Genomic DNA, 14,896 nt, shown 5'->3' on the forward strand with positions numbered 1-14,896 from the left:
CTAGTACGACTATTTATATGTCAATTATAGATATTTGGGTTGATTTACAGAACTGGAATCATCGCTAACCCTAGCCAGAACTGAGCTCTACTGTAAATTTAACTGCTCATTTGAAGAAATAAAAATGAAGTAATTTATAACCAAATTAGCTAGATTCATAGCTAGTATGCATTGATTTTTCATTAAATTAGGCCGAAATATGACGCTAATTCGCATTTGCTACGTTAACCCATCATTCGCTGCAGCGATATTCCAAATTTCTTTGGCTTTATGAAATTGGATTTTTCGATGAGAGGCAGAATTGGTATAGCGCCCGACGGCCACAGCAAAAAGATTACGCGTTTCCCCCATGAGCGCGATGATGCTCTGCGTCCCTGCGAGTGATTTAAAACGAATAAGGCATTTCTCTTTTCTACGCGTGGGCTGATGGGCATTTTCAACCCGATTATTGAGTCATTTATGCGAGCGATGCTCAATTCTTTTACCCATCTGCTGAATTGGTCTCAAATAGCTTCTTAGCTTGTCCGCTACGATAACCCGAGGCTTTGGATAGGCGTTCAATAAGCGGGACAGAAAACGGATGGCCGACTTTTTATTAAGCCGCTTTTTCAGAAACACATCCAGCTCATAACCCTCATCATCCGCGGCGCATGAGTTGCTCCGCAAATACGCAATTGCTGCTCATCCAAATACCATTTATCCGTGCGTCTGGGCGCTCGTTTCTTAATGACATTCTTAAACTTAGCACCAAATTTAATGCACCATTGACGTATCGTCTCATAACTTACGTCTATCCCGTGATACAATAAGCGTTCCGAGACGTCACGGTAGCTGTCCTTAAATCGATGGTAACTCCACACCGCTATACTGATAAGATCTACTGGGTAACGATATCTTTTCGGCTTCCTTTCCAGCATCACGATCTTCCTACAAATAAAATACAGCCTAGCACAAAGTTAACTTGACGGTGCCCAAGAAAATTGTCTTATAAAGTGAAATAATCTAAACTTAATTTCATTCCTTAGTGGTCCCATTAAAAATGAATGAATTGATTAACACTTACTTTAAAGCTGCCAGACAAATTGGTTTTGTGATGAGTCATCAGTATGTGGACGTTTCAGAATTGAATCTACTCAAAAAATTTATACAAGAAAGTTATACAACTTTTGGGAATATATATCCTGATAAATTTTTTTTAAATTTAGGATTATGGGATAAAAAAATTTACCAAGAATACAACCAATTAAATTTTAATTTTTCTAGAATTTCTGAGATACAAGATATTTATTCGCAATTACTTCTTTACTTTCTTATAAGACCTCTTATCAAAATGCAATTTTTCAATAAAAGATTGTTAGAGATTGGTTCTGGAAATGGTCTTGGTCTACGAGCAAGTTCAGAGTTACTTAAAACAGATTATGCTTTGGGTATTGATTTGGTCAATCAATTAGTAAGAAATTCACATCGTAATTTTTACCAAGAAGATAAAGTAAACTACATCCAATCCGATGCGGAAAGTTTACCTATAGAAAATGAAAACTTTGATATTGTTACCAACCTTGAAAGCTCTCACCTTTACCCACGCATTGAAAATTTTTTTTCCGAAGTGGGGCGTGTTCTTTCTTTAGGCGGTTATTTTTGTTATGCAGATCATTATTTTAAACTTAAAGATCAATCAAACCGTTTGGAAAAATTTATTAAACATCATGATAAATTAAAAATAGTACAAAAACTAAATATTACCAAACTTGTTCAAGCTTCTCTCTACGAAAAACTGATTGTCAATGAAGAAAGATTTTATGGATATGTATCATTCTTGCTTAGTGGTAATGCAGAAACATGGTTTCAAGAACTCACTACCATAGCTGCTACTTACGGACTAATATTTCTACCCTGGTGGAAAATTAGATTTAAAAATCCAGCGCTTCACCCTATTGCGAAATATGCTCGAAGAGAAAAATTTTGGGGTAAAAAATATTATTTTTATTATCTAATTCAGAAGATAAGAAAATGAAAATAATTGTTATAGCAGCGCAGCAAGATAGAAGGCTCCGTTGCAAAAAGGGAAAGTAGTTTATAATTTAGACTGATCTCGTTCCCTAACAGGCTATCCTAATGCGCTCAACAAAACCTATTGCATTTAAGTGGCGTCATTTTCATGGTGAAGTGATCCTACAATGTGTACGTTGGTATTGTAAATACGGTATTAGTTATAGAGATTTGGAAGAAATGATGAGTGAGCGCGGTCTTGAACTGGATCACACTACTATTTATCGCTGGGTTCAGCATTATGCGCCCGAACTAAAAAAGCGACTTGAATGGCATAAGAAGTGTTATTCTAGACGTTGGCATTTAGATGAAACCTACATCAAGATAAAAGGTGAATGGAAATATCTGTATCGAGCAATTGATGAACGGGGTAATACCATTGATTTTTATCTGTCTCACCGACGCAATGCCATTGCTGCGAAACGATTCTTGAAAAAAATGATAAAGAGCAATCCCACCTGTGATATTAGTGTGATTAACACTAATAAAAATCCATCATACGGACAAGCTATTAAGGCGTTAAAAGTGGAAGGCACTATTTCAGAGTCTGTCGAGCATTTACAAATAAAGTATCGTAATAATCGGTTGGAAGCTGACCACGGAAAGCTTAAACGACTTATAAATCCTACAAGAGGTTTTCAGTCAATGAAAACTGCCTATGCAACGATTAAAGGATTTGAAGTCATGCGGATGTTCAAAAAAGGACAGTTCAATATTTGGATGTATGGAACACGAACCGAAGTATCCTTTATTAATGAACAATTTGGGATTTACAGTTGAGATCTATCCAAAACCTAAAATTTTATAAATTAAATCTTTTTTGCAACGGAGCCAAACTTTAACCCTTAACCTGTAATTTTCAAAGTTTCTAAACTGAATTAGTTTTGACTTAATCTGACACAAGCACGACGTTGAATCAGCTTCATCTTACGATGGAACCCTTCTGTAATGCCGTTGTTTTTAGTAAACCGCCACATTCTAACCACTTCTTCTTTCCATTGATATAATGTTTTACCCAGAGTCTTTAGTGACTCAAAAGGACTTTCCTTCAGACTGGCAACCAGTTTAAGAAAAAGAGGTATTAAACGCGTACACTGCTTTGCGGTGCGATGTTTCCTCATGAGTAACCGATGTAATCGCTGTTTAAAAGAATATATTGCAGCAATGACAGGCTGTTGTTGCAAATAACGTTCTCGTCTATTGAGTCGCTTTACAGTGAGATTATTGGGATTGGTTCTCAATGCGGCCAAGAGACCTCGCTGATATTTCATTTCGGGATCAATCTGCTGATAAGTCTGCAAACAGAATTGATTCAATAAACGAATCACATGAAAGCGATCGGCAACAATCATCGCATTGGGAAAGTAACGCCTGATTAACTTGCGGTAACTGGAGCTTACATCAATACAAACCACCTGCACCTTTTCTTTTCCTTCCAGAGTATTAAGATAGCTTTCTAAATATTTATTGAAATGGGCAATCATCAACAGTTAATCGGGGCAGGAGGCTTTTATAAAACATTATGGGATGCTCAAAGCGGACATAGTTTTATTTAACTGCTCTTTGCAAAATTTCTCGCATGTTTATTTAAGCGCATTATAATCGGTATAAATTTCATGCAAGACACCTTTTACATTAGTACTTTTAATTGGCCAACATAAGGTTTTCCAAAATGTCCATCCTAAAGCGCGTATCCAGGTATCATTATCCACTTGAACTGCATTTTTAAATACTTCTCGTTCTTCGCTAGAAAAAAAATTCCACGCTATTACCAAATCACAAGCAGGATCACCTACAGCAAGTTGTCCAAAATCGATAATAGCACACAGCTTTCCATGGCGAACTAAAATATTTCCAACAGCTATATCTCCGTGAACCCAAACTGGCTTTAAGCGCCATTTAGAAGAAAGTGCCTGTTCCCATAATAATGCAGCAACTCTTTGTTCATGAACGTTTTTAATTTTAGGAATTGCAAGCTGCATTTCATGATCATAGGCCTTTAATGAACTGCCCCGATAAAAATTATGTGCGCCAGCCAAAGGTCCATCCGTAGCATCTAAAGATTGAAATTCTTTTAGGCACTTACCCAATGCTTTCGCGAACTCTTTTTTATCATGAATATTCTGTATTGAAGCAGTCTCACCTTCAATCCAACGATTGATACTCCAATGCAATGGATAATCTGGTGATGGTTTTCCAAGTGCGATCGGTTGCGTGATTTGAAATGAGAGTTGTTTAGAGAGCCATGGTAACCATTGATATTCTTTATTTATTTGTGGCTCATACTCCTTATCACTAGGTAAACGAATCACCATTTCTTCACCTAAATGAAACGTTCGATTATCCCAACCACTTTGAGCAACTGGATGTATCGGTAGTGATTGCCATTGTGGAAATTGCTCGGCAATCAGCTTTTGGACTAAGTAGGTGTCAATTTTTACTTTATCCATTAAGACCTCTTTTGTTTCTTTATTGTAGGTTTTCTGTGAAATTTATGCGAAATTCCTGCATGCTCAAAATCAAACTCAAATTTAAAACCTAATTTTTCCATAACACGCAATGATGGATAATTATTGTATGCAGTAAAACAAATAGTACTAGCCAAATCCAAGTGCTCTTCAGCATACTCCAGGGATGCTTGCCCCATTTCAAAGGCTAAACTTTTTCCCCAGTAGCTTTGAGCTATTTGATAAGTTAACTCAACTTCCTCTTTACCATCAAATATAAAAGTTTTTAATCCCCCTCGCCCAACGTAGTTGTGGGTTTCTTTGTCATACCACATCCAGGGAGCAAAACCATATTGGTTGTAATGTGTTATATCCGACTCCAAACGATTTAAAGCTTGGTCCTCATTGTATGAAACACCATAACATTGAATAAACTCAGGATTTGAAAGCATTATTGCATAGTCTTCGTGACAAGCAACTTGGGGAATAAATGCAATAAGACGCGATGTTTCAATGAATGGTTTATTAACCTCAAAATGTAAAAAGGATTTCTTATCTATAAGCTGACAAAATTCATTCTTGGCATTAGCATAATCAATCGTATTGTCATGGATTTTGCTCAAGTTGAGCTTAAGTGCTTCATATTCATTAGCAATATTAGGATAAAAACTCAAATAATCGCGAAATAACAGATGCTTCGCATACCAAGAAGATGGATAGTTAACCAAATGAATCTGATGCGTCCGCTCACCATATTCATTGTCTTTTTGGAAATAACGCCGATGTGGAAAAACTGTTTCAAAAACCTGGTTATATCGATAACCCAAGGATTCAATTTTTTGGATATCCTCAGAAGTAAATTCACGCAAACACTTAACACCAATTAAAATATCAATCACTGGTTTTGCACAAATGCCAGGAATAGCTGTACTGCCAATATGCTCAACTTGGATTATATTCTTAATATCCAATTGTAATAACTGTTGCTTTTCAATTCCAAACGCAGCTTTCCACGCAGGATTATGAGGAAGTAAGGTAATCATATTCTAAGATTTTGTATTTAATAATAACCTATATTGGGCTATCTTAGCATATATCCTAAAAGTGTATTAAAAATAATCACCATACAGAGGTAAAAATGATTGTGATAAAAAAGCTCGATGAATTGCATATAAATGAATTGTCATCCTATCTCAATCATTACCAAGAAACGACCATGTTCATAAGAAACAACTTATACCACTCAGGTATTACCTACCAAGATGCGCCATTTCACGGAGAATATTACGGCTCCTTTGAAAACAATAAAATTAATGGTGTTTTAGCGCATTATTGGAATGGTAATTTGATGATGCAAACTGAAAATTTTTCTGCATTATCAGCTTTAGCGAGCTGTAGCCTGTTTGCTTGCAAACAGGATTTCATTCTCCGAAATCACCTTTCAATGACTCGCCACCCCAATTTTTCGGTAAAATGTCTTGACTAACATACTTATGAAAACTTGAATAAGGCCAATTAATAACATTTTTTACTAGACCATGTTTTACTGGGTTAAAATGAATATAATCCACATGGGTAGATAGATCAGACTCATCGCGTAACCGATGCTCCCAAAATCGTCTTTGCCACAAGTTATACTCATTTCGATCATTTTGTAATAAAGGTATACCCAATAATTGGATCTCTTGAGAAAAATATGTTTTTAATTGACGCACTCTAGTTGAATAATCCAAATCACCTTCTGGAAGTTCCATTATCATATGGAGGTGATCAGGTAATACAACTATTGACTTGATAATGAAAAAATTATTCTTTTTAGCACGGCGAATTGAACGTCCTAATAATGTGATATATTTTGTTAGTAGATCTGATTTTCTATTTTTTAAAACCAAAGTAAAAAAATAAGCAGCGCCTCGAGTTTTATCTCTCCTATAATTAACCATGATGTATTTCCTTGGTGACTTGCTGAGGCGAACATAACATTTTTATTTTTGAATAGATACCCTCCAGAGAAATCCTGGTTGCGGGCAACCAGGCTACCTTGCTTTTTGACATAACATATTCTCTTAAATTTAGATTCAAAAATATTCAAATTTAATTTAACAACATTCATTCCTTTCAAGAAAACGCGGGAAAAAGAATATTATTAAAATAAAGTGTTTGATATTTTAGCGATCACTATGGACTCCTCTAGACGATAATTGCATTTCGTTATTAATTCCTAAAGAATCTCTAAGAAGCAGTTTGAAGAAGGTCAATGCTATTTTTTCTTTCACCATCCACAAATTCATTTGTTAAAATATAGTAAAAAGGGGAAAACATACACCCTCTCAATCATATAACAAAACTATTAGTACATGCCCCTCCTTATAGAAATGAGGATATACTTAAATGCAATTGATTATATTCGAATCGATTACAGCAAGCGTAGCCTGTATTAGACGAAGTCGTAATACAGGATCTACTCCATCAAGCAATCCCTTTTTCATATAAATTTGATATAATCATCTCGTCCAACTTAAGGAAGCTTTTCATGGTACGATACCGTAGAGATTATTCACCCGGCGCCAGCTATTTTTTCACATTAACTTTATTAGACAGGCAATCTGACCATCTCACAAAGCATATTGACCATTTAGGTAATGCTTTTCGAACGGTCAGAGCAAAAGCTAACTTCATCACTCATGCTCTTGTTGTTTTGCCTGAGCATCTTCATTGTATATGGCAATTACCTTTCGATGGCTCTGAGTATTCAAAACGAATAAGATTGATTAAAACCTCTTTTACTCAAGCATTATTACAGTTAAATATTCATGCAACATAAAGAATCCTCGTGATTGATAAAATCAATCACGAGAAAGGAAGCCTATAATTTTCGTTGATATTAATTAACACCATTGAGACGAGACAATTGATTTACTTGGGTAGCATCAGCAGGTAGCTGGAGATTGTTAGGGTTAACCTCCCATGTAATACCTCCATCGATCGAAGTATAGCTTAATGGAACAATACCCATAGTGCCCGCTTTCTTGTAATATCCAACTGAATTACAAAGGTTTTTTGATGCATCACAAATAATACTAAACAGCCCGCTATTACTAAGAATACCGGTCGCAGCATCAGAAGGGAGAGGAAGCGGTGATGAACTGACAGTCCATAAGTAGCCACCATCAACGGAAGTATAGCTTAAAGGTGCAACGACACCATTTTTGTTTGTGTAATAACCCACCGCACTACAACTTGAATCAGTTTGACTGCAAGCGACACCATTAAGATACGTCTTTTGACGGTAGATTTGACTGATTACATCAGGGGGTAGCGGTAATGCCGGGCTCAGTTGCCATGTAGCGCCACTGTCACTTGAAACATAGCTTAATGGAGAAACCCCTGTTCTATTATTATAATAATACCCAACCGCAGTACAGAATCCCATGTCATTACAAAAAATAGCGCGTAGCTCACTCAACTGATTACTATTAGGAACATCTGCTGGCAGAGGAAGAGGAGTTTGACTGAGGGTCCATGAACGTCCTCGATTTGTTGATGTATAACTTAATGGGACAGTTGATTTGTTATTATTGGTGTAAGACCCTATTGCAGTACATGACTCACCGTTGGGATCACAGGAAATGCCATAGAGTATATTGTTCTGCTTGTTGGTTGGAATAATTACATCCGTTGGCAAAGGGAGTGTTTCACTAAGTTTCCATTTCTTACCTCCATTGCTTGATGTATAACTTAATGGCACAGTGGCACCAGTGTTGTTACTGTAATATCCAACAGTAGAACAATGCGATTGTCCTGATCCGGCACATGCAACCCCGAAAAGAGCGGTACGTATACTATTAGCTGGCGTACTTACATCTTTAGGCAAAGGGAGTGTGGCGCTTAAATTCCAATGAGCACCACTATCAGTCGAAAAATAGCTTAATGGTGCATAACCCGGTGCATCTGGGCCCTCAGCATTAGTAACATAAGCTCCTATCGCAGTACAAGAATGGCCCATTTTATAGCAGGCAACACCGTTGAGAAAACTATACTGCTTGCCAGAAAGCTGAAGGACGTCAGAAGGGAGTGGTAGAGAGGAACTTAGTTTCCACTCGATACCACCATCATAATAGGCTAAAGGAGCAGTGCCCCCATCACTATTTAAATATGACCCAATGGTTACGGTTTGTAATACTGGCTGGGATGGAGTAATAGTGAGACTTGCATCAGCAAAAGACTGATTCGCTGATAATAAAATAATAGCTTTACTAAAAAATACTACTGGAAGTTTGGTTTTTTTATACATTTTCTATCCATCCTTTTTTAATAAAAGATTCTTAATCACTAAGTGATAAGTTAATATGCCTATCACTGAGTTATGATCACTAGTATATTGGGGGGAAATGAGCAGAGGATTACCATACCATATAAATAAATGCATAGCTTATTTAAAATTGTAATACGGGTTTAAATGACAGATTTTTTTATTACTGTTTTAAACACTTAACAACATCAAGGAACGATCCCAGAGCGATCCGCTCTTAATGGCTCTCTAAAAAGAGAAGCAATCACTAAGCAAACTCAGATTTGCCTGAAAATTCTGATTTACGATGCGTTGGACGGGCTTTCACATGCCAGAGTGGCAGCATCATAAATAATGGAATCAAGCAGCAAATAAACAATGTGAGGAAGAAATTATCCCAGCCGTAATTTTTGATAATTGCACCCAAAGGAGCACCAGCCAGAACAGCACCTAAACAATAAGCAAAAAATCCGGCAAAGCCAGTTGCAGTCGCCGCTGCTTTTTTATGTGCTAACTCCGCACACGCCATACCAATCATCATTTGTGGTCCAAAGATAAAAAAGCCAAAGAAAAAAAGAAACAAAGAATCGATGAATGGTGTATATCCCCTAATCAACGTAAATAGCAACAAAGTGGCAAACACACCCGCAGTAAAAAGAACATTGATTGGATTACGTTTACCTTGAAATATTTTATCAGAAAGCCAGCCGGCAGCTAAACTTCCAAAAAAACCACCAACCTCAAACCATATGACACAACTACCTGCTGTGATTAAGGAATAATCCTTCACTTCCGTTAAGTACAGCATGCTCCAATCATTAATGGCTGTTCGGACAATGTAAATAAATAAATAAGAAATGGACAGCATCCAAATATATGGGTTGCTTAATACATAATTCCAAAGAATTTCTTTGACTGAGAATTCTGTTTTTTCTTGGTGATGATTTGACAAACCAGAAAAATCTCCCCTATATTGCTCTATCGCTGGTAAACCAAGCGACTGCGGAGTATCTCTTAAACGATTGATTAAAAAAATACCTCCTAAAATGCAGATGATCCCAGGCACAAACATGGCTGAACGCCAGCCAAAATACTGCGCGCACATGGCAACAATCAATGGAATTAATGCACCCCCAACGTTATGTGATGTATTCCAAATACTCCACCAACGACCACGTTCGGATTGAGAATACCAATGTGTTAATAATTTTGTACATCCTGGCCATCCCCATCCTTGAAACCAACCATTCAATCCCCAAAAAATAGCAAATAACCACCAGGTAGAAGACAATCCAAACAAAATATTAACAATACCTGTCAAAATTAGCCCAATCGCCATTAAATAACGAGGATTTGACTTATCGCCAAGAATTCCACTTAAAAATTTGCTGATACCATAACTTAAGCTCAAAATGCTAGCAATCATTCCCAGTTCAGTTTTGGTCATCCCCAAGGCGCTTTGTAATGCAGGCATCGCGAAGGTAAAACTTTTTCGCGTAAAATAAAACAACACATACCCTATATACATTGCATAAAAGGTGCGAATACGCCAATAACGATATTGTTGTTTAACAATGGTTTTATCCTGAATTTCATCAAGATAAGGAGCAGGTTTTAGAAAATTAAAAAATGCCATGATGATCCATATCATGATAAAAAAATACGATTAGAATGTAACTCTCAAAGTATGTCAAATCCTTTCTAATGAAAATGATAGCTCTCATACCCTATTGATAATTAATTTCTAAAAATTTAAATGGAATTTTTGTGAAATTATAAATAAGCTACACAGTTTGTATTAAAAAGGGATTTGTCGGAATGAAAGAAATAGTTAGTTTATTAGAACAAGATCAAATCGATTTTGCTATTCATAAACGTCCTGAAGTCATAATGGTTTTAAGAAGAAAATTTCGTACCCAAAAAGATTGGATTATTGCTTCTTTCAACCAATATCAATTTACTGAAGAAGAGTCGAAAAAAGTCCAACAAGCTATTCTAAATGGGGATCTTCGAATAACAGATATTCTAAAACGTCCGTTTTCCCACTATTTTTGGAGTTTCCTTACCTTTAAGTGGGGGGAAATACTTTCGGGTGGAAAAAGACTATCTAAGCAAGAGGTCTTACAAATCGCTACCTACTCTTGCAATGGCCAAGAATTTGCAAGAACCCCCATTCAAAATAGAAATAGGCTGATAAAAGGAGTGCCCTTAGTCACTGGCAAAGTCGTTACCTCCATGGCGCTTTGTATGGTATTTTGCCTTGGATTATTAAGTACTTTAGGAGTGCCCTTTGGCATAAGCCTCGGCTTAGCGATAGTACTTTCCTTATGTAACGGAATAGTTTGCTTATTAAGTCGTGGACAAGCCATGCTTGATAGTGCTGGCTTTCAACCTAAAAAACAAAAAACATTTACGACCCTCGAAGAAAATATAAAACAAAAAACAATATTCGATAGAGGTCAGAAATTAATTTTTGGTATCGTAACCTTGTTGGCATGTATTTCTGCGGGCATTTCTGGATATGCTGGTCTCGTAGGACTTCTCACTTTTTTGGGGGCAGGTCTGCTCGCTTCTAACCCTCTAGTTTTGGCAATTACGATTGGGTTATCTGTGATTGCAGCTATCTCTTTTTATTCGTTTCAAGCTGTAGGCATACGTGAAAATTATGCAAAATTTAAAAATCTTTTTATTGAAGATTATCAAAAACCCTATGGTCTTTTGCGATGTGTCTTATTAGGAATCGTAAGTACAGTCTTTTTAGCTGTTTATGCGACGCTCACTTGGTTTACTACGGCATCAGGGGTTAATAAGCTTTTTAATGCTTTAGGTGCTAATCCTGATACCTTTTTAGCACATACTCTTTCAATGGTATGCACTTCGACTACCATGATTGTTAATACTTTTTCACAAGTATATAAAGTCTTTAACCCGAAAACGTATGTCGATCTAAAAGAAAAATTTGAATCAATACATCAAGCACCAGAAGAATACCAAACAAGAGCACAAAAGATAAAGTATGGGGCTATCAACATGCTCAAATTATGTGCTTTGATAGGTGATTCTCTTGCTTATTCTGTTGCCGGTGGAATCCGAAGTGGAATTCATATTGGTGAAACACTGGGAGAAACAATAGGGGCAAAACTTGCATTAACCATTACCATGGCAATATTGTCTCCAGTCATTTTAGTATTCGTATCGATAGCATTTACTTGGCCTACCGTTTTTCATAGAAAAAAATCGACTCAATATCCTTCACCGATAGAGAGGCCACTGATAGAAAAAATGAGTCAAAGCCATACTCCAGAGACACTTCAAAATAATACTCTAACATCAGAAAAATCTCCCAAACCTAATCATTCTAAAATTAGGCAAGCTGGGCTAAAATTTTTTGATGCGAGGTTGAGTGAAGTGCCCAATGGTCCCCCTACTTTAGAGAGAAGAACAGTTTTGACATCTCTCTCGCCATAAATGATGAGGTTTTTGAATCAACGAGGCAAGTATCGATTTGATTTGAATCTCGAAATGAGTAAAATCAATCGATACTTATTAAAGAATCCTCTCTCCTTACAATTTCTTCAGCATCATTCACAAATGGTTTTTCATTTGCCCACAACATAAATTTATAATGAAGCTCTTGCTGAAATTGATAGATGACTTCAATAGCAGGATCTTGAGTTAAAAATACATCTCCTTTTTACTTGCTTCTCTTCGCTGAGGTTATCAGGCCGGTTCTCAATAGGATCAAGATAAGCTTATAAAAAGCCATAGTACGTTTTAGAGGGTCATCTGATTCCGATTACTATTAGACATAATGTAAACATTATTGCTCTCTTTTTCGCGCTTTTCTAGATAAGTTTGAATGGAAGGAGGTAAAGTAGAAAGTACATCGTTAAATTCTTTTTCAGAAATAGATTGTTTATTTTTATCAAAATCTTCCCCTGCAGGTCCCTTACTAAATTCTGGCTGGGGTGCAGATTGATTGGATTTGCCAAAAAACGATAAAATGAAATTTGCCATGCCGCCCGTAACAGTCTTTTCATAAACCGTCTCTTCTCGAGTTATTTGAACCAGTTTTGTTATCCCACTAACATAGCTGAATATTTTATCCCCATTTTCCAGCGCTATTCGACATTCATGATCACCATAGACTGAATTGCCACAACAAGTGTCAATGGATATTATTTCCCCTTTTTCTTGCAGGTCGTCCAACCCTTTATCTCCGCAATTTAACATTTTGTACCTCTTTTGTTGTTGGTTTTATAAAAAGTACGGAGTGTATCGTTTTTTTTGGTTAATTTGAATAAAAATTGTTTCTATACATTAGGTTATATATGTTGTTCATTAAAAAATGCAAATGTAACACTTTCTTTTGATTTGCGGGGAAATTAGCTTGAATACCTTTGTCGGAGGAAATCTCGCAAGAGTCATACATTCGATTGGCTAAACTTACTGATAGTTACTTAAATGGACGATTTTCAGAATTATATTGGCTTAGAATTCTAATTAAAACTAACAATGGATTATTAGGGATTTTCATTGAGCATTTTTGCAATCCATTTCTTTAATTTATTGAAATGATTCCCCTCCCAATAAATTTTTTTGCTCCTCATAAAAACGCAACCGTATTGTGATCATGCTATGCTTAAATGAGTTACTTTTCTTAATTTATGGCAAATTAAAACGAAAAAAACAGGAAAAATCACAAATATAAGGAGATTACTTTGAGTTTCTCACTAGAAAGCCCAGCATTTAAGCACAATGCTTTGATTCCTTTGGAATATGTACTTTCCCAAGCCTCAATAGCAGGTAAGGAGACTTTTTATGAATATCGATGCGCAACTCAAGCTCATTGATGTAATTAATGAAGCGGCAAACCCTCTAGAAAAACCAACTGATTATTCTTTAATGATGGAACAAATTGGTGATGCGCGTTTTGTTATGATAGGTGAGGCCTCACATGGAACCCATGAATTTTATCAGACTCGTATTGAAATAACACAACAACTTATTCAAAAAAAAGGGTTTATGGCTGTAGCTATAGAGGGAGATTGGCCTGATGCTCATCGTGTACATCGGTACATACAAGGTCGAAGTGAGATTGATAACAGCAAAAGCGCTTTGGATGATTTTAAAAGGTTTCCAACCTGGATGTGGCGCAATACAACCATGCCCCCTTTTCTCAAATGGTTACATGAATATAATAAATTGCCAACAACTTTAAATAAAGTTGGATTTTATGGGCTTGATTTATACAGTATTAATGCATCGATGCAAGCAGTTATTAGTTATTTAACAAAGGTTGATCCCAATGCTGCTGAACAGGCCAAAAAACGTTATGCTTGTTTTGACCATCTAAATGTTGATCCCCAAATGTATGGCTACCTAACCAATACCAGAGTAAAAAAATCATGTATTGTTGAAGTACTAGAAACGCTTTATGAGTTACAGCATAATGCCTTTAAATTCCTGCATGATAAAGATAAAAGTGCAGAAGATGATTATTTTTTCGCAGCACAAAATGCTCGCTTAGTAAAAAATGCAGAAGCCTATTATCGCTCCATGTTTGAAGGACATATCACCTCTTGGAATATTCGTGATAAACATATGGTTGAAACGCTTAATGTAATTACTGACCATTTAGAGCATCGTTTTAATAAGCCGGCTAAGGTTGTTATTTGGGCTCATAATTCACATTTAGGTGATGCGCGTGCTACTGAAATGGGTGAAAAAGGTGAAGTGAATATTGGGCAACTGGTACGGGAACAGCATACGGATACTTATTCGATTGGCTTTTCAACCTATGATGGTTTTGTTACTGCAGCTTCGGACTGGGATGAACCAGCCCAAAGCAAAAAAATTGTTCCCGGACTTTCTGGTAGCTATGAAGAGTTATTTCATTTTATTCGTTATAAAAATTTTATTTTAAATCTGAGAGGTAATGATGAATTGGAGCATTTTCTTAAAATTCCACGATTACAACGAGCAATAGGAGTGATTTATCGGCCAGAAACAGAACGCCTTAGTCATTATTTCTTTACACATTTACCCTACCAATTTGACAGCATGATTCATTTTGATAGAACTAGTGCACTACAATCTCTCTGAAATT

General features: G+C 36.3%; 13 protein-coding genes and 1 pseudogene. 5 read left to right on the forward strand and 9 right to left on the reverse strand.

Features of this window, described 5'->3' with window-relative positions:
• Nucleotides 1-453 precede the first annotated feature (453 nt).
• Complete coding sequence (locus Lsan_RS23460; protein ID WP_162265578.1) at nucleotides 454-618, reverse strand: DDE-type integrase/transposase/recombinase; 165 nt, start codon at nucleotides 616-618, stop codon at nucleotides 454-456.
• A complete protein-coding gene (locus tag Lsan_RS21900; RefSeq protein WP_058512614.1) occupies nucleotides 609-917 on the reverse strand; it encodes an IS6 family transposase in 309 nt (102 codons plus the stop codon). Before Lsan_RS21900 ends, Lsan_RS23460 begins: the two co-directional genes overlap by 10 nt.
• Nucleotides 918-1,039: 122 nt before the next feature.
• Between Lsan_RS21900 and Lsan_RS00650 the strand changes: the two genes are divergently transcribed.
• Together Lsan_RS00650 and Lsan_RS00655 are read left to right on the forward strand one after the other, a co-directional pair.
• A complete protein-coding gene (locus tag Lsan_RS00650) occupies nucleotides 1,040-2,014 on the forward strand; it encodes a class I SAM-dependent methyltransferase (RefSeq protein ID WP_058512615.1) in 975 nt (324 codons plus the stop codon).
• 101 nt (nucleotides 2,015-2,115) lie between these two features.
• On the forward strand, nucleotides 2,116-2,829 hold the full coding sequence (locus tag Lsan_RS00655) for an IS6 family transposase (RefSeq protein WP_058512616.1): 714 nt from the start codon (nucleotides 2,116-2,118) through the stop codon (nucleotides 2,827-2,829).
• Between the two features lie 3 nt (nucleotides 2,830-2,832).
• Here the strand turns inward: Lsan_RS00655 and Lsan_RS00660 are convergent.
• From Lsan_RS00660 to Lsan_RS00675, 4 genes and pseudogenes are all read right to left on the reverse strand, one after another.
• A pseudogene (locus tag Lsan_RS00660) lies at nucleotides 2,833-3,515 on the reverse strand (ISL3 family transposase); the annotation flags it as partial.
• A 117-nt stretch (nucleotides 3,516-3,632) separates the two neighbouring features.
• Nucleotides 3,633-4,499, reverse strand: a complete 867-nt coding sequence (locus Lsan_RS00665) for an aminoglycoside phosphotransferase family protein (RefSeq protein ID WP_058512617.1) — start codon at nucleotides 4,497-4,499, stop codon at nucleotides 3,633-3,635.
• Nucleotides 4,499-5,539 (reverse strand): bifunctional GrpB family protein/GNAT family N-acetyltransferase, encoded by a 1,041-nt coding sequence (locus Lsan_RS21345; protein WP_058512618.1) that lies wholly within the window; start codon nucleotides 5,537-5,539, stop codon nucleotides 4,499-4,501. The genes Lsan_RS00665 and Lsan_RS21345 overlap by 1 nt, the downstream gene beginning before the upstream one ends.
• Before the next feature lie 378 nt (nucleotides 5,540-5,917).
• Nucleotides 5,918-6,439, reverse strand: a complete 522-nt coding sequence (locus tag Lsan_RS00675; RefSeq protein ID WP_058512619.1) for an REP-associated tyrosine transposase — start codon at nucleotides 6,437-6,439, stop codon at nucleotides 5,918-5,920.
• A 590-nt stretch (nucleotides 6,440-7,029) separates the two neighbouring features.
• Here Lsan_RS00675 and Lsan_RS00680 point away from each other — a divergent pair.
• Entirely contained in the window at nucleotides 7,030-7,320 is a 291-nt protein-coding gene (locus Lsan_RS00680; RefSeq protein WP_193392671.1) for an REP-associated tyrosine transposase, read from the forward strand.
• 60 nt (nucleotides 7,321-7,380) lie between these two features.
• On the opposite strand, the gene Lsan_RS00685 is transcribed toward Lsan_RS00680, so the two are convergent.
• Nucleotides 7,381-8,790, reverse strand: a complete 1,410-nt coding sequence (locus Lsan_RS00685; RefSeq protein WP_058512620.1) for a beta propeller repeat protein — start codon at nucleotides 8,788-8,790, stop codon at nucleotides 7,381-7,383.
• Between the two features lie 265 nt (nucleotides 8,791-9,055).
• Nucleotides 9,056-10,423, reverse strand: coding sequence for an MFS transporter (pgtP, locus tag Lsan_RS00690; RefSeq protein ID WP_058512621.1), 1,368 nt, complete (start codon nucleotides 10,421-10,423; stop codon nucleotides 9,056-9,058).
• A gap of 182 nt (nucleotides 10,424-10,605) precedes the next feature.
• Here pgtP and Lsan_RS00695 point away from each other — a divergent pair, with 182 nt between their 5' ends.
• Entirely contained in the window at nucleotides 10,606-12,255 is a 1,650-nt protein-coding gene (locus tag Lsan_RS00695) for a hypothetical protein (RefSeq protein ID WP_058512622.1), read from the forward strand.
• Nucleotides 12,256-12,561: 306 nt separating this feature from the next.
• On the opposite strand, the gene Lsan_RS00700 is transcribed toward Lsan_RS00695, so the two are convergent.
• The gene (locus tag Lsan_RS00700; RefSeq protein WP_058512623.1) at nucleotides 12,562-13,020 is read right to left on the reverse strand and encodes a hypothetical protein; all 459 of its coding nucleotides are present in this window, start codon (nucleotides 13,018-13,020) and stop codon (nucleotides 12,562-12,564) included.
• A gap of 588 nt (nucleotides 13,021-13,608) precedes the next feature.
• Here Lsan_RS00700 and Lsan_RS00705 point away from each other — a divergent pair.
• The gene (locus Lsan_RS00705; RefSeq protein WP_058512624.1) at nucleotides 13,609-14,892 is read left to right on the forward strand and encodes an erythromycin esterase family protein; all 1,284 of its coding nucleotides are present in this window, start codon (nucleotides 13,609-13,611) and stop codon (nucleotides 14,890-14,892) included.
• Nucleotides 14,893-14,896: the final 4 nt, after the last annotated feature.

It is taken from the genome of Legionella santicrucis, assembly GCF_001468135.1.
Taxonomy (GTDB): Bacteria; Pseudomonadota; Gammaproteobacteria; order Legionellales; family Legionellaceae; genus Legionella; species Legionella santicrucis.